At 70.9% G+C, this 21,224-nt stretch carries 17 protein-coding genes; 12 read left to right on the top strand and 5 right to left on the bottom strand.

Annotation, left to right across the window (positions count from 1 at the left end):
- Positions 1 to 12 precede the first annotated feature (12 nt).
- Genes ACFWGP_RS13305 through ACFWGP_RS13285 form a run of 5 tightly spaced genes read left to right on the top strand, consistent with a single transcriptional unit; the run spans position 13 to position 3,994 of the window.
- Complete coding sequence (locus ACFWGP_RS13305; RefSeq protein WP_231431476.1) at positions 13 to 909, top strand: F0F1 ATP synthase subunit gamma; 897 nt, start codon at positions 13 to 15, stop codon at positions 907 to 909.
- 23 nt (positions 910 to 932) lie between these two features.
- Positions 933 to 2,387: a F0F1 ATP synthase subunit beta gene (gene atpD / locus ACFWGP_RS13300; RefSeq protein WP_231431475.1), complete on the top strand. Its 1,455-nt coding sequence runs from the start codon at positions 933 to 935 to the stop codon at positions 2,385 to 2,387.
- 2 nt (positions 2,388 to 2,389) lie between these two features.
- On the top strand, positions 2,390 to 2,650 hold the full coding sequence (locus tag ACFWGP_RS13295; protein ID WP_231431474.1) for a F0F1 ATP synthase subunit epsilon: 261 nt from the start codon (positions 2,390 to 2,392) through the stop codon (positions 2,648 to 2,650).
- A 10-nt stretch (positions 2,651 to 2,660) separates the two neighbouring features.
- Positions 2,661 to 3,233: an ATP-binding protein gene (locus tag ACFWGP_RS13290; protein WP_231431473.1), complete on the top strand. Its 573-nt coding sequence runs from the start codon at positions 2,661 to 2,663 to the stop codon at positions 3,231 to 3,233.
- On the top strand, positions 3,233 to 3,994 hold the full coding sequence (locus tag ACFWGP_RS13285) for a YaaA family protein (RefSeq protein ID WP_376931116.1): 762 nt from the start codon (positions 3,233 to 3,235) through the stop codon (positions 3,992 to 3,994). The genes ACFWGP_RS13290 and ACFWGP_RS13285 overlap by 1 nt, the downstream gene beginning before the upstream one ends.
- A 218-nt stretch (positions 3,995 to 4,212) precedes the next feature.
- Here ACFWGP_RS13285 and ACFWGP_RS13280 read toward each other — a convergent pair whose 3' ends face one another.
- The 3 genes from ACFWGP_RS13280 to ACFWGP_RS13270 all read right to left on the bottom strand — a co-directional run bounded on the left by ACFWGP_RS13280 (position 4,213) and on the right by ACFWGP_RS13270 (position 6,281).
- Positions 4,213 to 5,025, bottom strand: coding sequence for a M57 family metalloprotease (locus ACFWGP_RS13280; RefSeq protein ID WP_231431471.1), 813 nt, complete (start codon positions 5,023 to 5,025; stop codon positions 4,213 to 4,215).
- A 168-nt stretch (positions 5,026 to 5,193) separates the two neighbouring features.
- Positions 5,194 to 5,784 (bottom strand): DNA-3-methyladenine glycosylase I, encoded by a 591-nt coding sequence (locus ACFWGP_RS13275; protein ID WP_231432361.1) that lies wholly within the window; start codon positions 5,782 to 5,784, stop codon positions 5,194 to 5,196.
- Between the two features lie 5 nt (positions 5,785 to 5,789).
- The gene (locus ACFWGP_RS13270; RefSeq protein WP_231431470.1) at positions 5,790 to 6,281 is read right to left on the bottom strand and encodes a methylated-DNA--[protein]-cysteine S-methyltransferase; all 492 of its coding nucleotides are present in this window, start codon (positions 6,279 to 6,281) and stop codon (positions 5,790 to 5,792) included.
- Between the two features lie 177 nt (positions 6,282 to 6,458).
- Between ACFWGP_RS13270 and ACFWGP_RS13265 the strand changes: the two genes are divergently transcribed.
- The gene (locus tag ACFWGP_RS13265) at positions 6,459 to 7,619 is read left to right on the top strand and encodes a DUF4192 family protein (protein ID WP_376931115.1); all 1,161 of its coding nucleotides are present in this window, start codon (positions 6,459 to 6,461) and stop codon (positions 7,617 to 7,619) included.
- Positions 7,620 to 7,693: 74 nt separating this feature from the next.
- On the opposite strand, the gene ACFWGP_RS13260 is transcribed toward ACFWGP_RS13265, so the two are convergent.
- Together ACFWGP_RS13260 and ACFWGP_RS13255 are read right to left on the bottom strand one after the other, a co-directional pair.
- Positions 7,694 to 9,079, bottom strand: coding sequence for an aspartate aminotransferase family protein (locus ACFWGP_RS13260; RefSeq protein ID WP_231431468.1), 1,386 nt, complete (start codon positions 9,077 to 9,079; stop codon positions 7,694 to 7,696).
- Between the two features lie 12 nt (positions 9,080 to 9,091).
- Positions 9,092 to 9,574 carry an Lrp/AsnC family transcriptional regulator gene (locus ACFWGP_RS13255; protein WP_231431467.1) on the bottom strand — a complete coding sequence of 161 codons (483 nt, stop codon included), beginning with the start codon at positions 9,572 to 9,574 and terminating at the stop codon, positions 9,092 to 9,094.
- Between the two features lie 178 nt (positions 9,575 to 9,752).
- Here ACFWGP_RS13255 and ACFWGP_RS13250 point away from each other — a divergent pair, with 178 nt between their 5' ends.
- The 6 genes from ACFWGP_RS13250 (at position 9,753) to ACFWGP_RS13225 (ending at position 21,220) form a co-directional block, all read left to right on the top strand.
- A complete protein-coding gene (locus ACFWGP_RS13250; RefSeq protein WP_376931114.1) occupies positions 9,753 to 10,724 on the top strand; it encodes an FHA domain-containing protein in 972 nt (323 codons plus the stop codon).
- On the top strand, positions 10,721 to 11,557 hold the full coding sequence (locus ACFWGP_RS13245) for a PP2C family serine/threonine-protein phosphatase (protein ID WP_231431465.1): 837 nt from the start codon (positions 10,721 to 10,723) through the stop codon (positions 11,555 to 11,557). Before ACFWGP_RS13250 ends, ACFWGP_RS13245 begins: the two co-directional genes overlap by 4 nt.
- 117 nt (positions 11,558 to 11,674) lie before the next feature.
- The gene (locus tag ACFWGP_RS13240; RefSeq protein WP_231431464.1) at positions 11,675 to 13,066 is read left to right on the top strand and encodes a serine/threonine-protein kinase; all 1,392 of its coding nucleotides are present in this window, start codon (positions 11,675 to 11,677) and stop codon (positions 13,064 to 13,066) included.
- A complete protein-coding gene (locus ACFWGP_RS13235; protein ID WP_376931113.1) occupies positions 13,066 to 18,942 on the top strand; it encodes an Ig-like domain-containing protein in 5,877 nt (1,958 codons plus the stop codon). The genes ACFWGP_RS13240 and ACFWGP_RS13235 overlap by 1 nt, the downstream gene beginning before the upstream one ends.
- Positions 18,939 to 19,910 (top strand): MoxR family ATPase, encoded by a 972-nt coding sequence (locus ACFWGP_RS13230; RefSeq protein ID WP_231431462.1) that lies wholly within the window; start codon positions 18,939 to 18,941, stop codon positions 19,908 to 19,910. The genes ACFWGP_RS13235 and ACFWGP_RS13230 overlap by 4 nt, the downstream gene beginning before the upstream one ends.
- Positions 19,907 to 21,220: a DUF58 domain-containing protein gene (locus ACFWGP_RS13225; protein ID WP_376931112.1), complete on the top strand. Its 1,314-nt coding sequence runs from the start codon at positions 19,907 to 19,909 to the stop codon at positions 21,218 to 21,220. Before ACFWGP_RS13230 ends, ACFWGP_RS13225 begins: the two co-directional genes overlap by 4 nt.
- Positions 21,221 to 21,224: the final 4 nt, after the last annotated feature.

Raw genomic sequence — 21,224 nt, 5'->3', positions numbered from 1 at the left:
TACAGGAGAGACATGGGAGCGCAACTTCGGGTCTACCGGCAGAAGATCAAGTCTGCCCAGACGACGAAGAAGATCACCAAGGCGATGGAGCTCATCGCCGCCTCGCGCATCCAGAAGGCGCAGGCGAGGGTGGCGGCTTCGACGCCGTACTCGCGGGCGATCACCCGTGCCGTCTCGGCCGTGGCGACGTACTCGAACGTCGACCACGTGCTGACGACCGAGCCCGAGAAGATCGAGCGTGCGGCGATCGTGATCCTCACGAGCGACCGCGGCCTCGCCGGTGCGTTCAACTCGCAGGTGCTTCGCGAAGCGGAGGAGCTCGCCGAGCTCCTCCGCTCGCAGGGCAAGGAGGTCGTGTACTTCCTCGTCGGGCGCAAGGCGGTCGGGTACTTCCAGTTCCGGCACCGCGAGTTCGAGCAGGACTGGGTCGGATCGAGCGAGAGCCCCGAGTTCGAGCTGGCCAAGGAGATCGCGGACGCGGTGCTCGAGTCGTTCCTGCGCGACGCCTCCGACGGCGGCGTCGACGAGATCCACGTCGTCTACAACACCTTCGTCAGCATGATGACGCAGACCCCCACGGTCGTGCGCCTCCTGCCGCTCGAGGTCGTCGAAGGCGTCGAAGAGCCCGATGCCACGGTGCAGCCGCTGTACGAGTTCGAGCCCGACGTCGAGACCGTGCTCGACGGCCTGTTGCCGGTGTACATCGAGAGCCGCATCTTCAACGCCCTGCTGCAGTCGGCCGCCGCCAAGCACGCGGCCACGCAGAAGGCGATGAAGTCGGCGTCCGACAACGCCGACAAGCTCATCACCGACTACACCCGCCTGGCGAACAATGCCCGCCAGGCCGAGATCACGCAGCAGATCTCCGAGATCGTGGGCGGCGCGGACGCGCTCGTCGCCGCCAAGTAGCAATCCAGAAAGAGTGAGCAGAAATGACTGACACCATCGACATGGTCGCCGACCAGGCCGTCGCCGTCGGCCGCATCGCCCGCGTGACGGGCCCCGTCGTCGACATCGAGTTCCCGCACGACTCGATCCCCGAGATCTACAACGCCCTCCAGACCGACGTCACCATCGGCGGCACGACCACGACCCTGAACCTCGAGGTCGCGCAGCACCTGGGCGACGACGTCGTGCGTGCGATCGCCCTCAAGCCGACCGACGGCCTGGTCCGCGGCCAGGAGGTTCGCGACACCGGCGCCCCCATCTCGGTGCCCGTCGGCGACGTCACCAAGGGCAAGGTCTTCAACGTCATGGGCGAGGTGCTGAACCTCGAGCCCGGCGAGACCATCGAGGTCACCGAGCGCTGGCCGATCCACCGCAAGCCCCCGGCCTTCGACCAGCTCGAGTCGAAGACGCAGCTCTTCGAGACCGGCATCAAGTCGATCGACCTCCTCACCCCGTACGTGCAGGGTGGAAAGATCGGCCTCTTCGGCGGTGCGGGCGTCGGCAAGACCGTCCTCATCCAGGAGATGATCCAGCGCGTCGCGCAGGACCACGGCGGCGTGTCGGTGTTCGCCGGCGTCGGCGAGCGCACCCGTGAGGGCAACGACCTCATCCATGAGATGGAGGAGGCGGGCGTCTTCGACAAGACCGCCCTCGTCTTCGGCCAGATGGACGAGCCGCCCGGGACGCGTCTGCGCGTCGCCCTCTCGGCCCTCACCATGGCCGAGTACTTCCGCGACGTGCAGAAGCAGGACGTGCTGCTCTTCATCGACAACATCTTCCGCTTCACCCAGGCGGGCTCCGAGGTGTCGACGCTGCTCGGCCGCATGCCCTCCGCTGTGGGCTACCAGCCGAACCTCGCCGACGAGATGGGCATCCTGCAGGAGCGCATCACCTCGACGCGCGGCCACTCGATCACCTCGCTGCAGGCGATCTACGTCCCGGCCGACGACTACACCGACCCGGCCCCGGCGACCACGTTCGCCCACCTCGACGCCACGACCGAGCTCTCGCGTGAGATCGCGTCGAAGGGTCTGTACCCCGCGATCGACCCGCTGACGTCGACGTCGCGCATCATGGACCCGCGCTACCTGGGCGCCGACCACTACCGCGTCGCGACCACGGTCAAGCAGATCCTCCAGAAGAACAAGGAACTGCAGGAGATCATCGCCATCCTCGGTGTCGACGAGCTCTCCGAGGAAGACAAGATCACCGTGGCCCGCGCGCGCCGGATCCAGCAGTTCCTCTCGCAGAACACCTACATGGCGAAGAAGTTCACGGGTGTCGAGGGTTCGACGGTCCCGCTGAAGGACACCATCGAGTCGTTCGACGCGATCGCCCGGGGCGACTTCGACCACGTCGCCGAGCAGGCGTTCTTCAACGTCGGCCCGATCTCCGACGTGGAAGAGAAGTGGGCGCAGATCCAGAAGGAGAACGGCTGAGCATGGCCGCCCTCAACGTGAGCGTCGTCTCGGCCGACCGCGAAGTGTGGTCGGGCGAGGCGGCCATGGTGGTCGCCAAGACCGTCGAAGGCGAGATCGGCATCCTCCCGGGGCACGAGCCGATGCTCGCGATCCTCGCGAGCGGCGAGGTGCGCGTCACCCTGCCGGGCGGCGAGAAGATCACCGCCTCGGCGGAAGACGGATTCCTCTCAGTCCAGTCCGATCAGGTGCAGGTCGTCGCGTCCCGCGCCGAACTCGCCTGAGGGGGAGCGGATGCCGGGGGAGCAACCGTTCGACCGTCAGTTCGGTGACCTGAGCGTCACCCAGCTCATCGTCATGGCCGGGCTGCCGGGTGCGGGCAAGTCGACGATCGCCCAGATCGTCGGCGCCCGCCTCGGCGCCACGGTCGTGTCGGTCGACCCGATCGAGTCGGCCATTCTGAAGGCCGGGATCGACGCCGACCAGCCCACCGGCCTCGCCGCGTACCTGGTCGCCGAGGAGATCGCCGAGAAGGAGCTCGCCTCCGGCCGAACCGTCATCGTCGACGCGGTGAACGCCGCGGAGGCGGCGCGACTGCAGTGGCGGGACCTCGCAGCCCGCACCGACGCCCGGCTCCGGGTGATCGAGGTCGTCTGCTCCGACGAGGCGCTGCACCGCTCGAGGCTCGAGAAGCGCGAGCGCGGCCTGCCGCATCTCGAGGAGACCACCTGGCGAGCCGTCGAGCAGAGCCTCGAGGGCTACGCCGCCTGGACCGGCCCGTCGTCGGCGCTTCCGCGCGTCACCATCGACAGCATCGAATCGCTGGGCACGAACGTCGAAGCCGCACTCGCATTCATCGGTTCGTAGTGCTGCTGCTTCTCCCGCCGTCCGAGACGAAGCGCGACGGCGGCCCCGGTGCGCCATTGTCGCTCGGCGCGCTCTCCTTCGACGGCCTCCGAGAGCCGCGGGAGCAGCTGACCAGCGCTCTCGTCGACCTCGCGGCCGACCACGACGCGACGATGCGGGCGCTCAAGCTCGGACCGCGCCAAGCCGCCGAGGTCGCGCGCAACCGCGAGCTCGCCACGGCCCCGACGATGCCCGCGATCGACCGCTACACCGGCGTGCTCTTCGACGCCCTCGACGCGCCGACGCTCGACGACGCGGCTCGCGAGTTCGCCGCTCGCACGGTCATCGTGCATTCCGCACTCTTCGGCCTCGTCGGTGCGCTCGACCCGATTCCCGCATATCGGCTCTCGCACGACTCGCGAGTGCCCGGCGTGCGCCTCAAGTCGTTCTGGCGCGATCACCTCGCCGGCGTGCTGGAGCGCGAACCCGGTCTGATCATCGACCTCCGGTCGGAGGGCTATGCGGAGCTCGGCCCGGCGCCCGCCCGCCGGGACAGCGTGTACGTGCGCGTCGTCTCGATCGACGGCGCCGGCCGCAAGCGCGCCCTCAACCACTTCAACAAGCAGGCGAAGGGGCGCTTCACGCGGGCCGTGCTCGCTCGGCGCCCCGAACTCGCCACCGTCGACGACCTGATCGACTGGGCAGAGGTCGAGGGGTTCTCGATGCGGCTCGGCGAAGACCGCGGGGCGACCCAGCCGCGCGAGGTCGAACTCGTCGCCTGAATCGCCGCCTCGCGATCGCGGGTCCGCCATCTCGCGAGTGCGACGGCTTCCTGCACCACTGACGCGTGCAGCCGCGCCCTGTGGCCCGCCACCGCGCACCGTGCACGAGGAGGAAGACCGGGGCGGGCCCGTTGCGCATCGCCTCGAGCTGACCGCTGGGTCCGGTCGAACACGACCGGACCCAGCGGACTCAGACGGGAGACCTCAGAAGCGGTGTCTCAGTTGCCGTAGAGTGCGACGACGCCCGCGCGGTCGCTGCTCGTCATGGACAGGTCGTCGGACGAGCCGTTGCACTGCGGGTAGTGCATGATCGACGCCGAGTCGTACGGCGTCAGCGGACGCCAGTTGTTGTCTTCGAAGCACGTGCCCGATTCGGGGCGCGTGTGCTCGTGCCGGAAGCCGAGGGTGTGTCCGAGCTCGTGGCCGAGGATGTTGGTCGGCGTCCAAGCGCCCGAGCTCCAGATCGAGTCGTCGATGAGCACGTTCTGCTGTCGGTCGGGCGAGCTCGGGAAGAAGGCGCGAGCGATGTACTGCGAGGTCTGCACCGGCTCGACCGAGAACAGGACCGACTTGTTGCGCGTCGTGCACTGGCTGTCGGCGCTGCTCACGTAGACGAAGTCGATCTTCGACGACGCGGACTCCCAAAGGGCGGCGCCGCTCGCCATCGCACTGACGACGTCGGCGTGACGAGTGCCGAACTTCGTGCTGACGCAATAGGTGAGGTTGCCCACCTGCGAAGCGGACCACTTGTCGTCGGCGCCGTTGACCGTGTTGACGATGAGGCCGTCGGTCGGCGTCTCGGGTCCGACGAGCTGCTCGTAGAACGACCGCAGGTCGCTCTGGCCCGAGATCAGTTCGTCTCCGTTGACGATGTAGCCGCCGTCGATGTCTCGGTACGTCGATGCCGCGAACTCCTGGTAGGAGGGGACGTCGGAATCGAGCGGGGTTGCGCCGGCAGCCGGGATGACCGTGCCGACAGTGAGCGCGGCAGCCGCGGTGGCGGCCAGCGCGAGCGTTCTCGTGAATCGCATGCAGTGCTCCTTCTGTGATGAGCGTCTCCGCTCGCCCAGCCGGCGAGCGGCTTCGGATCGATGGTCCGGGCGTCGTTGCCTGTCCCCCGAAGTGGGCTCAACGTAGCCTGCGGGATTCGACGGTGTCAAGGATCTCAGGGGCGTGCCGCGCGCCCGGCCCGGCGGCCGTCAGGCGCCGCCGTGATGCCTCGCCCTGAAGCAGCCGGCGACGTGATCGTCGACCATTCCCGCGGCCTGCATGAGCGCGTACATCGTGGTCGGGCCTACGAAGGCGAACCCGCGGCGGCGCAGTTCTCGGCTCATGGCGATGGACTCCGGCGTCGTCGCCGGGACCTCGGCGAACGAGGCCGGCGCGATCGTTCGCGGTGGCGGTGCGAACCCCCAGAGCAGCTCGTCGAGGGAGCGATCGAGGGCGAGGGTGGCGCGGGCGTTCGTGATCGTCGCCCGGATCTTGCCGCGGTGCCGGATGATGCGGGCGTCCCCGAGCAGGCGCTCGACATCGTGGTCGGTCATCTCCGCCACGCGTGCGGGATCGAATCCGTGGAACACCTCCCGGAACGCCTCGCGGCGGCGCAGGATCGTGATCCACGACAGTCCGGCCTGGAATCCCTCGAGGCAGACCTTCTCGTAGAGCCGTACCGGATCGTGTTGCGGCGTGCCCCACTCCTCGTCGTGGTAGCGGCGGTACTCGGGGTCGCTCGCGCCCCACGCGCAGCGGGCACGACCGTCGTCGCCGACGACGACGTCGGGGCGGGGGATGACGCTCACGCGGCGAAGCCGATGCGCTCGTGCCCGAGCAGCCAGAGCTTGGTCGGGATGCCCTCACCGGCCGAGTAGCCGGTGATCCGGCCGTCGGCCGCGAGCACGCGATGGCAGCCGACGAGGATCGGCACCGGATTGGCCCCCACCGCACCACCGATCGCACGCGACGCGCCGGGCCGGCCGACGGCCGCGGCCAGCGATCCGTACGAGGTCGCCTCGCCCCAGCCGAGTCTCGAGAGCTCGCGCCACACCGACTCCTGGAACGGGGTGCCGTGCCACCGGACGGGCACGTCGAATTCGGTGCGCGTGCCGGCGAAGTACTCGTCGAGCTCGCGCCTCGCGTGTTCGAGGACGGGATTGGAGCGCTCGGGCTCGCCGTCGCGGGGGAGGACGCCGTCTCGTTCGATCGTCAGCGCGGTCACGGCCGCATCGTCGGCGACGACCTCGAGCCGGCCGATCGGGCTGTCGAGGCGGATGAGGTACTCGTTGGTCATGCGTCGAGCGTAACTGCGGCCGCTGACGGCGGCTCGCGGAATTCAGACATCGCGGAACACCCGAGTGAGGCCGCGACGGTCGAGGACGGGTGGCCGTCCCGTCCTCCACACCTCCGTGGGCGGCGACCGAACCTGCGCGGCGAGCCTCAAGTGGTCGACGGCAGCCAGTCTCGGTCCATGACCACGATCATCCGCGCCGGTTCGGCGCAAGAGTTCCTCGCCCTCGTGCCGAGGCTCGCAGGCTTCATGCCGGCGCAGTCGCTCGTGTGCGTCGCGTTCGAGGGGCGCCGCACCCTCGGCGTCCTGCGTCACGACCTGCCACGCCGGTCGCGCGATCGCACTGCGCTCGTCTCGGCCGTCATCTCGTCCCTGTGCAGGATGCCGGGCGTCGATGCGATCGCACCGGTCGTCTACACCGACGAGGGGTTCGCCGACCACGGCGGCGCGCCCGAACGGAGGCTCGTCGAACTGCTGTGCCGTCGCGCCGCGGAAGCCGGCTTCGGCGTGCGCGACGCGCTCTGCCGTGCCGCCGACGGTTGGGGGTCCTTCCTCGACGCAGAGCTGCCGTCCGGCGGGCGGCCGCTCGAGGAGCTCGACGTCGTGCCGGCGCGCGGCCTCCATCCGCACGACGAGCTCGCCGAGGGGCCGTGGGCGCCGGCGAGGCTGCCGGAACCCGACGAGCACCGCGCCGCGGCGATCGCGCGCGAGCTGCGACGGATCGATCGAGCCGACGCCGGCGACACGATCTTCCGTGCGCTGGGCGACGACGTCGACCCCGTCGAGCTCGTCGAACGGCTGCTCGCACCGCGGGCGTCCTCGGCGCTGCGGCGGGCGTGGTTCCTGCACCTCGCTTCGCGACCGGTGTTCCGCGACGGGATGATGCTGCAGTTCGCCTTCGGCCCCGTCGTCGGCGCCGCGGCGCACGACGACGCCGTCGACCTCGCCGAACGCGCAGAGGCCCAGGGCGAGTCGGTCGATGCGCTCATCCGCCGAGAGTTCGCCGGGCACGGCCCGGGGCTCGAGGTCAGCGAGTTCCTCTCGCGGCTCATGCTCGGCAGGACTGGCCTGCAACCGGATCGCGCGCGGCTCGAGCGCGCACTCGTCGTCGTGCGCGAGGTCGTCGCAGACGCCCCGGCGAGCCATCGCTCGGGCCCGCTCTGCATCGCCGCATGGCTCTGCTGGGCGCTCGGGCGCGGATCGGCCGCCGGTGCGCTGCTCGACGCCGTGCTCACTGCGGACCCCGACTACTCGATGGCTCGGCTGCTCGAACACTACCTCGGCACGGGAGCGCTGCCGGACTGGGCGTTCACTCGACCCCCGCGACTCGATGAGGCGTGACGGCCGAAGACGACGAACCCGGTGGCGGACTCACGGGAGCCCGCCACCGGGTTCGAAGGACGAAGGGGCAGCGATCAGATGCGGTTCGACGCCTCGGTCAGCACGCTCCGGAGGATCTGCTCGATCTCCTGGAACTCGGGCACGCCGATCGTGAGCGGCGGCGAGAGCTGGATCACGGGATCGCCTCGGTCGTCGGCGCGGCAGTAGAGGCCGGCGTCGAACAGCGCCGTCGAGAGGAAGCCGCGGAGCAGCCGCTCGGACTCGTCCTCGTTGAAGGTCTCGCGCGTGGCCTTGTCCTTCACGAGCTCGACGGCGAAGAAGTAGCCGGCACCGCGCACGTCGCCGACGATCGGCAGGTCGCTGAGCTTCTCGAGCTCGGCGCGGAACAACGGCGAGTTCTCCCGCACGTGCTCGAGGAGGTGCTCCTCTTCGAAGATGTCGAGGTTCTCCAGTGCGACCGCGGCCGAGACCGGGTGACCCGCCCAGGTGTAGCCGTGGTAGAAGGTCGTGTCGCCCTTCGAGAACGGCTCGTAGATGCGCTCGTTGATGATCGTCGCGCCCATCGGGGCGTAGCCCGAGGTCATCGCCTTGGCGCAGGTGATCATGTCGGGCACGTAGCCGTACTCGTCGCAGGCGAACATGTGGCCGATGCGGCCGAAGGCGCAGATGACCTCGTCCGAGACGAGCAGCACGTCGTACTTGTCGCAGATCTCGCGCACGCGCTGGAAGTAACCGGCGGGCGGCGGGAAGCACCCGCCGGAGTTCTGCACGGGCTCGAGGAAGACGGCCGCGACGGTGTCGGGGTCCTCCATGAGGATCTGCTCCTCGATGCGGTTGGCAGCCCAGATGCCGAACGCCTCTTCGCTCTCGGTCGGCGCGCCCATGTCGGCGGCGCGGTAGAAGTTCGTGTTCGGCACGCGCAGGCCACCGGGGGTGATCGGCTCGAACGGCGCCTTGATCGGCAGTCCGGTCACGGCGAGAGCGCCCTGCGGCGTGCCGTGGTACGCGAGGGCGCGCGAGATGACCTTGTACTTGCTCGGCTTGCCCATGAGCTTCCAGTAGTTCTTCGCGAGCTTGTAGGCGGTCTCGACCGCCTCGCCGCCGCCGGTCGAGAAGAACACGTGGTTGAGGTCGCCGGGTGCGTAGCCGGCGAGGCGGTCGGCGAGCTCGATCGCCTTCGGGTGCGCGTACGACCAGATCGGGAAGAACGCGAGCTCCTCCGCCTGCTTGGCGCCCGCCTGCGCGAGACGCTTGCGGCCGTGGCCGGCGTTGACCACGAAGAGTCCCGCGAGGCCGTCGATGTAGCTCTTGCCGTTGATGTCGAAGACGCGGTGGCCCTCGCCGCGGGTGATGATCGGCACGCCCGAGGTCTCCATCGTGGACTGCCGGGCGAAGTGCATCCAGAGATGGTCCTTCGCCTGTTGCTGCAGTGCAGCGTTGTCGTAGACCGTGTCGGTCATGTTCTTCCCTTCTTAGCGAGTGCCCCAGTTGTAGAACTGCTTCTGGAGCTTGAGGTAGACGAACGTCTCGGTCGCGTTCACGCCGTCGAGGCTGCGGATGCGCGTGTTGAGCAGGGTGATGAGTTCCTCGTCGTTCTCGCACACCACCTCGGCGAGCAGGTCGAAGCTGCCCGCGGTGAGCACGACGTAGTCGATCTCGGGGATCTCGCCCAGCTGTTCGGCCAGGACGCGGGTGTCGCCGGACGCGCGGATGCCGATCATCGCCTGCCGGGTGAAGCCGAGCTGCATGGGGTCGGTGACCGCGACGATCTGCATCACCCCCGACTCGGTGAGTCGTTGCACGCGCTGGCGCACGGCCGCCTCGGACAGTCCGACCGCCTTGCCGATGTCGGCGTACGACCGACGGCCATCGGCCTGCAGCTGCTCGATGATCGCCTTCGACACCTCGTCGAGCTGCACGGGTCGATGCCCGTTGGAACGACCTGCGTTCGTCATGGCTCGATTGTGACAGTGAAGGATGCCTCTGGCAAGTGATTCCGTCGATTCTCGAGCCATTCACGACTGATTCCATGGTGCTGGCTGGTAATCGAGGTCCATCTCGGGCGTGCGCCGCGGCCTCGGCCGGTGGTTGCGCGTCGCGCGGCGCGGTCCGGTCGGTGGAAGACTGGACGACATGCCACGAGGGACGGTGTCGAGCCACGCGATCCCGGGCGCCGCAGCCTGGGACGCCATCGTCGGCGAGCGCTTCGTCGTCGTGCTCGCCGCCCCCGCAGCCGATGACGTCCTCGCGGCGCTCGCCGGTGTCGCCGCCGACCACGGGCTGGCGCTCGAGTCGCTCGTGGCTGCGATCCCGGCGCGGCTCGATGACGACGAGCAGGATTTCGCGCTCGTGTGGTGGATGGGCGACGACCCCGGATCCGTGACCGCCGTCGTGCGCGGGGGAGCGGTCGTCGACCTCGAGTCGCCCGGCGGCAGTCGACGATTCGACGGGCGAGGCATCAAGCCCTGGCATCTCGCGGAGTTCCACGACGTGTCGGCCGTTCGACTCACCGGCGCCGCATCCGTGCTCGAACCCGTCACGGGTGGCACGGTCGTCGCGCACGCGCGGGCGAGGCTGCGAGCGTCCGCCGTCGAATGGCAGCGCGCCGTCGCCTCGGCCGACGCGGACACGATCTACAGCGCGAGCGCGGCGGCCATCGACGCCGAGGACGGCGGCACGGGACCGGATGGCACGATCGCGGGGTCGGCCCCGGAGCTCCCGGCCCCCGCGCTCCCGCAGGTGCGCGTGGCCGGGGGAGACCCGTTCGTGCCGCATGGCTCGGTGCTCATCGGCCGGAGGCCCGGTGCCCCGAGGATCCCGGGCGTCCACGGCGTGCCCCGGCTCATCGCCGTCGACTCGCCGGGCAGGATCGTCTCGTCGACCCACCTCGAGCTCAGGGTCGAGGGCGCACGTCTGGTCGCGAGCGACCTGCGCTCGACGAACGGCACGACCGTGATCGGGCCGCGCGCGCCCCGGCGATTGCGTGCGGGCGAGTCGATCGTCGTCGTGCCGGGCATGAGCCTCGATCTCGGAGACGATACGATCGTCGAGATCCTCCCACCCCCCGGAGTCGATCACCCCACGCGAGACAGGCCGAACACGTGACGCAGATAGGCAACGGCAACGCGCGCCATCGGATCGCGCTGCCCGACGGCACCGAGATCACCCTCGCGTGGGCCGCGATCACCGACACCGGCCTGCGGCGCGAGGTCAATGAGGACAGCTACGTGGCGCAGGCACCCGTCTTCGCGGTGGCGGACGGCATGGGCGGACATGCGGCGGGCGATTTCGCGAGCGCCGCCGTCGTGACGCGGCTCGCCGAGCACGGCGGCAAGCCGGTCATCGGCACGGCCGAGATCGACGCGTCGCTGCATCGCGCCGTGCAGGACATGGGGCGGGGCGCCGGCGTCACCGACGAGGGCAGCGGGACCACGGTGACCGGCGCGGCCCTCGGGCTCATCTCGGGCGAACCGGCATGGATCGTCTTCAACATCGGAGACTCGCGGGTCTACCGCCTCGTCGGCGGCGTCCTCGAGCAGCTCACGGTCGACCACTCGATCGTGCAGGAGCTCGTCGATGCCGGGCAGATCACGCGCGAAGAGGCCGACACGCACCCGCACTCGAACGTCATCACGCGGGCGGTCGGATTCCACGAGGCGCCCATCCCCGACTATCGGGCGATCGCCGTCGAGGAGGGCATGCGGCTGCTCGTCTGCTCCGACGGGCTCACGAAGGAGCTCACGTCCTACGGCATCCGCCACTTCCTCGTCGCCAATCCGAAGGCCGAGAAGGCCGCCACCCAGCTGGTCGACGCCGCGCTCGGAAACGGCGGGCGCGACAACGTGACGGTCGTCGTGATCGACGTCGTCGAGGTCGTTCCGCCCCCGTCCGAGCCCGGCGAGCACGACGACGACGCAGGTGAGACCGCGAGGGCCTGACCGCCCCGCGGCGGTGCGCCCGCGGCGACCTACAATGGGGGGCAGCGGGCCCACGTCGGCACCGAACCCTGCCGCGCCGTCCCGATGAGCGCTGTCCCGATGAGCACTGGGAGGATCGTGTCGCGACGACTGCCGTCCACCCCGCCGACCCTTCCGGGCTTCGAGTTCATCCGCGTGCTCGGTTCGGGCGGCTTCGCCGACGTGTTCCTCTACGAGCAGAACATGCCGCGCCGGCTCGTCGCCGTGAAGGTGCTGCTCGCCGGCGTGGTCAACGACGACCTCCGGCAGATGTTCCAGGCCGAGGCGAATCTGATGGCCCAGCTGAGCTCGCACCCCTCGATCCTCACGGTGTACCAGGCGAGCGTTGCCGCCGACGGACGCCCGTATCTCGTGATGGAGTACTGCTCGGCTTCGATCGGCCAGCGCTACCGTGCCGTGCAACTGCCGCTCGGTGAGGTGCTCTCGATCGGGGTGCGCGTCGCGAGCGCCGTCGAGACGGCCCACCGATCCGGTGTGCTGCATCGCGACATCAAGCCGTCGAACATCCTGACGACCGCGTACGGTCACCCGGTGCTCAGCGACTTCGGCATCGCGGCAACGCTCGGCCAGGCCGAGACCACCGAGGCGGTCGGACTCTCGGTGCCGTGGTCGGCACCCGAGGTGCTCCGCGACGAGACCAGCGGCACCGTCGCGAGCGAGGTCTGGGCCCTCGGAGCGACGGTCTACTCGCTGCTCGCCGGGCGGAGCCCGTTCGAGGTCCCAGGCGGCGACAACTCGCCGCAGGCGATCACGGCACGCATCGGGAAGTCGAAGCTCGCGCCGACCGGCCGCATCGACGTGCCGGCGAGCCTCGAGGCGGTGCTCGCCCGGGCGATGTCGAAGCAGCCGAAGGCGCGACAGTCCGGGGCGCTCGAGTTCATCCGCGACCTGCAGGCCGTGGAGGAGGAGCTCGGGCTCCCGCAGACGCCGATCGAGGTGGCCATGGACGACTGGGCGCTCGCGACCGCCGTCGACCTCGACGAGCGGACCCGCGTGAGTCCCGCCCGCTCCGGCATCGACCAGGCGCGGCGTCGTCGGCGATCAGCCGCGCGAACCACCGTCGATCCGGCGTCGGCGGAGACGACCGCGGGTCGCGCGCGATCGACACCACCCACCGCTCGCCGACTCGCATGGGGCATCTCGATCGCGGCCGTGCTGCTCGTCGCGCTCGTCGGGGCGGGCATCGCGACGGTGATCCAGAACACCAGAACGATTCCGGTCGTCACCGATCTGCGCGGCGCCGCCGCGGGCGAAGAGGTGACGTTCGAGTGGAGCGATCCGGGTCTCCGCCAAGGTGACGCGTACCTCGTGCTCGTCGACGGCGAGGCATCGCCGATCCAGCGCGCGACGATCCTGTCGGTCGATGCGGCGGGTCGCGACCGTGTGTGCGCGAGCGTGACCGTCACACGCGACGGGAAGCCGGGCACGCCGAGCGCCGAGCGCTGCGTCGATGTCGAAGGGGTCGGGTGATGCGACTCGCGATCCCGCGTCGTCATCGGTCCGCCATCGTCACCGCGGCCGCGGTCACGGCCGTCGTCGCGGTCGTCGCCACGATCGCGGTCACGAGCGGCGGGTATGCGGCGCAGCGCGTCGAGCTCGGCGACGCCGCCGTCTGGGTCGCGAACGAGCGCTTGCAGTCGGTCGGCCGCGCGAGCACCGCCGCGCTCGAGCTCAACTCGATGGTCGAGACGGGCGGCGGCTCGACGATCGTGCAGCGCGGCGCGACCGTGCTCGTGTTCGACCCCGACCGATCGAGCGTCGGCGTCGTCGACGCCGCGGACTCGACCCTCACCGACACCGTGCCGGTTCCCCCCGATGCCTCGACCATCGCGCTCGCGGGCGACCAGGTCGTGATCGCCGCCGACGGCGAGCTCTGGACGACCCCGATCGACGACTTCGCCGATTTCGAGGAGAGCGCGGACTCCGATCTCAACTTCGGACCGGGCGCCGTCATCTCGGCCGCGCCGTCCGGCCTGCTGTTCGCGTACACGCCGTCGACCGGCGACCTCGCGGAGGTCTCGGCCGCCGACGGCGACCAGATCGCCGCCGACTGGTCGCTCGAACCGTTCCCGACCGACCACGAGGTGCAGCTGACCTCGGTCGGTGGTCGCTGGGCCGTCTTCGACGCGGACGACCGGGTGCTCGAGCTCGACGGTCGCCGGGTCGAGCTCGCCGACGAGATCGGTGCGTCGGCGGCGCCTCGGCTGCAGGTCCCGGCCGACGAGGGCCATGAGGTCTGGATCGCGCATCGAGGCGGGCTCGTCGCGGTTGATCTCGACAGCGGTGCAGTGCGCTCGGCCGTGACGGATCTCGACGGGACGCCCGCGGCGCCCGTCGTGCACTCGGGCTGCGTGTACGCGGCCTGGGCCGGCGGTTCGGCGTGGCGCTCGTGCGACGACGGCGACCGGCCCGTCGAACTCGGCGCGGCGAGCGACGAGCTCGCATTCGCCGAGAACGGCCGGGCCATCGTGCTCAACGACCGCGCCAACGGTCGGACCTGGGTCGCCGATCGCGGCTTCGAGCGCATCGACGACTGGCAGCGACTGATGAAGGCCGAGCGCGATGATCGCGAGGTCGAGCGCAACGACCCCGACCGCGATCCCGAGATCGAGAAGCGCCGGACGCCGCCCGTCACCGAGGACGACGAGTTCGGCGCGCGACCGGGCCGGACGACGGTGCTGCCCGTCCTCCTGAACGATTACGACGCGAACGGCGACGTGCTCGCGATCGCCGGGGTGGACGCGGAGCTGCCCGAGTGGGCGCGGCTGGACGTCATCTCCGACGACCAGCAGCTCCAGCTGACCCTCGATGCGGACGCAGCGGGCACCGTGCGCTTCGACTACTCCGCCGACGACGGGCACGGCGGTTCGAGCCGGGCCTCGGTGGCGGTCTTGGTACGCGCCGCGGAGGAGAATGCGCCGCCGGTCCAGCGTCGATCGATCCGTGCCGACGTCGGAGTCGGCGAGCGGGTGTCGACAGCGGTGCTCGGCGACTGGGTCGATCCCGATGGCGACCCGATGTTCCTCCGGCGCGCCGAGGTCGCGGAGCCCGATCAGGTCTCGTCGACGGCCGAGGGCACGGTCGGGTTCATCGAGCGCGGCGGGACGGGCGACGGCCGCACGGTCTCGCTCGTCGTCTCGGACGGCCGGGACGAGACGGTCGGCACGCTCGAGGTCGACGTGCATCCGGCCGGCGCCGTCCCGCTCGAAGCCGAGCCGTTCATCGCCCTGGCCACGGCCGGCCGCGAGATCGTCATCGATCCGCTGCGTCACGTGCGAGGCGGCGGCGGCCGGGTCGAGCTCAGCGCGGTGCCGGCGAAGCCCGACGTGACGATCACCCCCGACTACGACGGCGGCACCTTCCGGTTCACGAGCGACGAGATCGGCACCCACTACCTCGAGTACACCGTCACCGACGGAGCCACGCCGGCCACGGGCTTCGTCCGCGTCGAGGTGCAGGCGCCACCCGACCGCGACACCACTCCGGTCACCGTGCCGCACACGGCCTTCGTGCGAGTTGGGCAGCCGGCGGACATCGACGTGCTCGCGACCGACATCGACCCGACCGGCGGCGTCCTCGTCGTGACGGATGCGGAGCGGTCCCGGCCGGGCGACGGATTCCGCGTCGAGGTCGTCGACCACCGGCTGCTGCGGGTGACGCTCATCGCACCGCTCGAGACCGGCTCGACCGTGTTCGGGTACCGGGTCAGCAACGGGCTCGCCGAGGCGGCCGGCCAGGTGACGCTGGTCGAGATACCGGAACCCGAGGCCGCCCAGCCTCCGGTCGCGGCGCCCGACACGATCTCGATGCGCACGGGCGACGTCATCGACATCCCCGTGCTCGAGAACGACGAGCAGCCCGACGGGCTGCCGTTCGAACTCGTTCCCGACCTCGTGGAGGAGCCCGACGCCGGACTGCTCTTCGCGTCGGGCGAACGGTTGCGCTACTTCGCCCCCGAGGTGGCGGGCGACTACCGTGCGCGCTACCGCATCGAGTCGGGCGGCCAGGTCGCCGATGCCGTCGTCACGATCTCCGTCCGCGAGGCCGAACCCGAGACGAACACACCGCCCGTACCGGAGACGGTGACGGCGCGCGTCATCGCGGGTGAGAAGGTGCGCATCCCCGTCCCGCTGTCTGGCGTCGACCCCGACGGCGACTCCGTGCAACTGCTCGGCCAGCAGTCGAATCCAGAACGCGGTGTCGTCGAAGCGACGGGCCCGGACTGGCTCGACTACCGGGCCGGCGTCTACGCGTCCGGCACCGAGGAATTCGCCTACTCGGTCGTCGACGCCCTCGGTGCCCGCGCGGAGGGCACGGTGCGCGTCGGCATCGCTCCGCGCGTCGACCGGCCTGCCGCCCCGATCGCGGTCGAAGACCTCGTCACCGTGCGTCCGGACCGCACTGTGACGGTGCAGGTGCTCGACAACGACTCCGATCCCGGTGGCGGCGATCTGCGCGTCATCCGCGTCACGAGGAACCGCGGCGACGCGACGGCCCGCACCGTCGAGGAGGGGCGTATCGAGGTCGACGTCCCGCCCGGCTCCGGCAAGTCCTCCTTCATCTACACGATCGAGAACGAGGCGCTCGGACAGGCCACGGCCTTCCTCACGGTGGTCGCGGACCCGGATGCCCCGCTCGCCCGGCCCGAGGCATCCGACACGGTGCTCGGCCTCACCGACATCGTCGGCGAGGAGTCCGTCGTCGTCCCGGTGCTGGAGAACGTCTTCCTCGCCGACGGCGACGTCGACGACGTCGGCGTCGACCTCGTCGACGGGTACCGGCGTGGCGCCCAGGTGCTGCGTGACGGGTCGATCAGGGTCGAGATCGAAGACCGTCGACGGGTCGTGCCGTTCGTCGTGAGTCACCCGGAGGACCCGAGCCTGGTGGCCTATGCCTTCATCAGGGTCCCCGGACGAGACGACGCCCTGCCGCAGCTGCGCGCCGATGCGCCCGATGTCGAGGTCGCGAGCGGCGAGAGCGTCGAACTCGAACTCGCCGACTTCGTCATCGCCGCGTCCGGCAAGCCCGTCCACATCACGGACGAGGCGAGCGTGCTCGCCTCGCACAGCGACGGGACCTCGCTCGTGGTCGATCGCGACACCCTGAGGTTCCGAAGCGAGCAGGGCTACTCCGGTCCGGCCTCGATCTCGTTCACCGTGACGGACGGCGACGGCCCCGATGACCCGACCGCGCGCACGGGCACGATCGTGATCCCCATCGAAGTGCGTGCGAACGACGACGAGCCGCCGGCCATCACCGGCACCGTGATCGACTTCGAGCCGGGCCAGACGAAGCAGATCGACCTGCGCCGACTGACGAGCCCGCCCGCCGCGACGGCGTCGGCGGACCTCAGCTACCGTGTGCTGCCGCCGCAGGCCGAGGGCTTCGACGTGCGTCTCGACGGCGACGAGCTCACGGTCGCAGCGCGCGCCGACACCCCGATCGGCGCGCGGTCCGCCGTCGTCGTCGACGTCGCCGATGCGTCGGGATCCGGCTCGGGCGGGCGCATCGAGCTGCGCGTCGTGCCCTCGACGAAGCCCGTCGCCAGCCCGATCGACGACCGGGCGATCGCAGCCCGCGGGCGGACGACGACGATCGACGTGCTCGCGAACGACGAGGAGACGAACCCGTTCCCCGAGACGCCGCTGCGCGTCGTCGCCGTCGACCTCGAGGGAATCGGCGACGGCATCGAGATCACGCCGAGCGCCGATCGTTCGACGCTCACCGTGACGGCGGCAGCCGATGCGCCGCCCGTCAACACGACGGTGCGGTATCAGGTCGAGGACGCGACGGGCGAGGCGTCGCGACGAGCCTGGGGCTCCGTGACCGTTTCGGTCCAGGACCGCCCGGATCCCGTCGTCGCGCCGACCGTGACGGGCTTCGGCGACGGCACGCTCGACGTCGCCTTCGGGGCCGGCGGTTTCAACAACTCGCCCATCACGGGCTACGAGATCGCGCTCACCGACCCCGGCACGGGCGATGCGCTCGCCACCACGATGTGCCAGGCCACGACCTGCACCGTCGACACCCCGGGCAACGGCCGCGGGAACGCCGTCGACGTACGCATCCGGGCGCGCAACGGCATCGGCTTCTCCGATCCCCAGGTCGCGCCCGGACCCGTCTGGTCCGACGTCATCCCCGCCCCTCCCGGCGGCCTCACCGCGCTCCCGCTGGACGGGCGGCTCGGCATCGAATGGGACCCGGTCGCGACGGGATCGGGGAGCCCCGTGCACTCGTACGTGGTCACGGTCGCCGGAGTCGCGACGGAGGTGGCCGCGGCATCGGCCTGCACGCCGAGCGAATGCCGCGTCGACTCGCAGGCCCTCGCGAACGGCAGCCGGGTACCCGTCAGCGTCAGCGCACGCAACGAGGCGTATCCCGCGCTCGCCGTGTGGACTGCGGCATCGACCGCCGGCACGCCCTTCGGGCCGCCCGTCGCCGGATCGATCGATGTCGCGGGCGACGCGGCCGCGGGCGCGGTGACCGTCACCTGGTCGCCGTTCGCGGCGAACGGCGACGCCGTCGCGGGCTATTTCGTGCAGCGGCTCGTCGACGGCGCGACCGGGGTTCCGAGCGGGGCGCAGTCATGCCAGGTCACCTCGCCGGCGCCCGGCAGCGTCGTACCGCCGTCGTCGGGAGGCAGCGTCGCCGAGACGGTCCGCGTCGGCCCCGAGGCATCCAGCCTGCGGTTCTCGGGGACTGCCGCGGAGTCGACCCGCTACTCGTTCATCGTCTGGGGCTACAACCGGGCGGGGTGCGCGCACACCGCGGTCGCCGGGACCGTCGTGCGGCCGGGCCCCGGGGGCGTCGACGGCGTCGACAGCGAGATGGCGTGGAACGGGCCGGAGGTCTGGGACCGCTACATCGACGACGTCGACGTCGCGGCCTCGCGGATCGAGATCGTGGGCGTCGACGAGCAGGGGACGCAGATCGCCGGAACGAAGCGCGAGTTCCGCGGATCCGGCTGGCTGCGGGAGCTGCTGAACGAGCGGTTCGACTTCGGCGAGACCGGCCGGTTCCAGGTGCGCGGGTGCACCGTCTGGGGAAGCTGCGGACGCTGGTCGGACATCCTGCCCGCCGGAGAGTCGCCCACCCTCACGTTCGCGCTGCCGAGCCGGCAGTGGGACTCCCGCCGCTCGACGTGGTCGTGGACGGACGCGCCCGACAATTCTGGCCTCCCGGTCGAATTCAGCTGCGGAGTGGACGGCGATGCGCGGGGTCGCCCCGCGCAGACCCCGACGAGCTGCGAGATCGTCGGGGCCGGGCCAGGGGACACGGTCTGGTTGGATGTCAGGATCGCCGGCGTGAGCGCGCGATACGAGGCGAAGAACGAGGAGAAGCAATGACGATGACCCCCGACGAGGCCGCCGGCTTCGCTGCGACGCTCGACCGGCTGGTCGGCGCCGTGGAGGAGGTGCTGCTCGGCAAGAACCGCGTCGTGCGGCTCGCGTTCACCGCCCTCCTCAGCGAAGGCCACCTGCTCCTCGATGACGTGCCGGGAACCGGCAAGACCTCGCTCGCCCGCGCGATGGCGCAGTCGGTGTCGGGCACGAGCAATCGCGTGCAGTTCACGCCCGACCTGCTGCCGGGCGACATCACGGGCGTCACGGTGTACGACCAGCGCGAGGGGGTGTTCGAGTTCCACCCCGGCCCGGTGTTCGCGAGCATCGTGCTGGCGGACGAGATCAACCGGGCGAGCCCGAAGACCCAGTCGGCGCTCCTCGAGGTGATGGAGGAGGGACAGGTCACGGTCGACGGGCAGACGCATCCCGTCGGGCACCCGTTCATGGTGATCGCCACCCAGAACCCGGTCGAGCAGGCCGGCACCTATCGGCTGCCCGAGGCCCAGCTCGACCGCTTCGTCATGCGCACGTCGATCGGCTACCCCGACCACGCGTCGACGATCCGGATCCTCGAGGGGGCCGACCAGCGCGCGCACGACCAGCGGGTCGAGCCGGTCGTCGACGCGGAAGAGGTCGTCGCCCTCGCAGCGCTCGCGCGCACGGTGTACGTCGATCCGACGATCCACGACTACGTCTCGCGCCTCGTCGACGCGACCCGCACGGCCCGCGAGGTGCGACTCGGCGTGAGCGTGCGCGGCGCGCTCGCGCTCATCCGGACGGCGAAGACGCATGCGGCCGGCCGCGGCCGGCACTACGTCGTGCCCGACGACGTGAAAGCGCTCGCCGAGCCGGTGCTCGCGCACCGGCTCATCCTCGATCCCGAGGCCGAGTTCGACGGCGTGACGACGTCGAACCTGGTCGCGCAGGTGCTCATCGAGACCCCGCCGCCATCGACGAAGCAGGTCGTGTGAGCCTTTCCGCGACGCGAACGACGATCCCCGAGGAGGCACGGAAGCAGGGCCTGCTCGCGGTCGTCATCGCGCGTGCGGTGCTCGGCGGTCGAGCCGCCGCCGGCGCGGCGATGCGGTGGACCGCCGCCGTGCGCGGCGTGGTCACGCCGCTCGGCTGGTCCGTCGCCGCAGCGGCGGCCGTCTCGCTCGTCGTGGGCTACAGCTGGGGGCTCGTCGAGATCATCGCGCTCGGCTGGGCCTTCGTCGTGCTCGTCGCGGTCGCGGCGCTGTGGCTCGTCGGGCGCGGCGCCGGCGAGGTCCGCCTGTCGTTGCCGACGCCTCGCGTCGTCGTCGGCGATCACGCCGAGGCGCGCCTCGTCGCGAGCAACCCCGGTCCGCGGCGCTTCGGCGGCGTGCAGCTCGAGGTCCCGGTCGGCGAACGGGTGATCGAGCGCGTGCTGCCGGGCCTGCCGCGCGGCGGCACGGTCGACGAGGTGCTCCGCATCCCGACCGAACGGCGCGGGATCGTTCCGATCGGACCGGCGCGGACGGTGCGCGCCGACCCGATCGGGCTCATGCGGCGCGAGATCGTCTGGTCCGACACGGCCGAGCTCCGGGTGCACCCGCGCACGGTGGCGGTGTCGGCGCTCAGCACGGGGTTCATCCGCGACCTCGAGGGATCGCCGACCCGCGACCTCACGACGAGCGACATCGCGTTCCACGCGCTCCGCGAGTACCTGCCGGGCGATGACCGCCGATACATCCACTGGCGGTCGAGCGCGAAGACCGGCACGTTCATGGTGCGCCAGTTCGAGGAGTCGAGGCGAAGCCGGCTGATGGTGCTGCTCGACCGCGAGCCCGGCGCGTACACCGACGACGCCGAGTTCGAGCTCGCGGTGGGCGCCGCGGCATCGGTCGGGGCGCGCGCCATCCGGGACGCGCGGAGCGTCGCGTTCGTGGTGTCCGGGCGCCACGCCGGTCGCACGGGTGCGATGCGCGAGCTGCCGACCGTCTCCCGCGACCGGCTCGTCGACGCCCTCTGCGTCGTCGAGCGCGACGACCGCGTCGCGCCGCTGCCAGACGTCGCGCGGAGCGCGGCCGAGACGCTGCACGGGCTCTCGCTCGCCTTCCTCGTCACCGGCTCGGCACGCGGGGTCGGTCCGCTGCGCTCGGCGGCGAGCCGGGTACCGGCCGGCGTCGAGGTGGTCGCCGTGCAGTGCGCGCCGGAGTCGCAGCCGACGGCACGCACCGTCGGCGGCCTCACCGTGTTCGGCATCGGCTACCTCGAGGACCTGCGTGCGATGCTCGCGAGATCGGCCTCGGTCGCATGACGGC

This window comes from Agromyces sp. NPDC127015 (assembly GCF_042725165.1).
GTDB lineage: Bacteria > Actinomycetota > Actinomycetes > Actinomycetales > Microbacteriaceae > Agromyces > Agromyces chromiiresistens.
Note: the sequence above shows the minus strand (reverse complement) of the source record. Positions and strands in the feature narration are given on the sequence as shown.

Excerpts from the sequence above, each read along its gene's own strand:
- ACFWGP_RS13295 (WP_231431474.1), top strand. The coding sequence starts at position 2,390 with ATGGCCGCCCTCAACGTGAGCGTCGTCTCGGCCGACCGCGAAGTGTGG.
- ACFWGP_RS13290 (WP_231431473.1), top strand. The coding sequence starts at position 2,661 with ATGCCGGGGGAGCAACCGTTCGACCGTCAGTTCGGTGACCTGAGCGTC.
- ACFWGP_RS13230 (WP_231431462.1), top strand. The coding sequence starts at position 18,939 with ATGACGATGACCCCCGACGAGGCCGCCGGCTTCGCTGCGACGCTCGAC.
- ACFWGP_RS13280 (WP_231431471.1), bottom strand. The coding sequence starts at position 5,025 with ATGCGATTCACGAGAACGCTCGCGCTGGCCGCCACCGCGGCTGCCGCG.
- ACFWGP_RS13255 (WP_231431467.1), bottom strand. The coding sequence starts at position 9,574 with ATGACGAACGCAGGTCGTTCCAACGGGCATCGACCCGTGCAGCTCGAC.
- atpD (WP_231431475.1), top strand. The coding sequence starts at position 933 with ATGACTGACACCATCGACATGGTCGCCGACCAGGCCGTCGCCGTCGGC.
- ACFWGP_RS13260 (WP_231431468.1), bottom strand. The coding sequence starts at position 9,079 with ATGACCGACACGGTCTACGACAACGCTGCACTGCAGCAACAGGCGAAG.
- ACFWGP_RS13270 (WP_231431470.1), bottom strand. The coding sequence starts at position 6,281 with ATGACCAACGAGTACCTCATCCGCCTCGACAGCCCGATCGGCCGGCTC.
- ACFWGP_RS13305 (WP_231431476.1), top strand. The coding sequence starts at position 13 with ATGGGAGCGCAACTTCGGGTCTACCGGCAGAAGATCAAGTCTGCCCAG.
- ACFWGP_RS13265 (WP_376931115.1), top strand. The coding sequence starts at position 6,459 with ATGACCACGATCATCCGCGCCGGTTCGGCGCAAGAGTTCCTCGCCCTC.
- ACFWGP_RS13250 (WP_376931114.1), top strand. The coding sequence starts at position 9,753 with ATGCCACGAGGGACGGTGTCGAGCCACGCGATCCCGGGCGCCGCAGCC.
- ACFWGP_RS13235 (WP_376931113.1), top strand. The coding sequence starts at position 13,066 with ATGCGACTCGCGATCCCGCGTCGTCATCGGTCCGCCATCGTCACCGCG.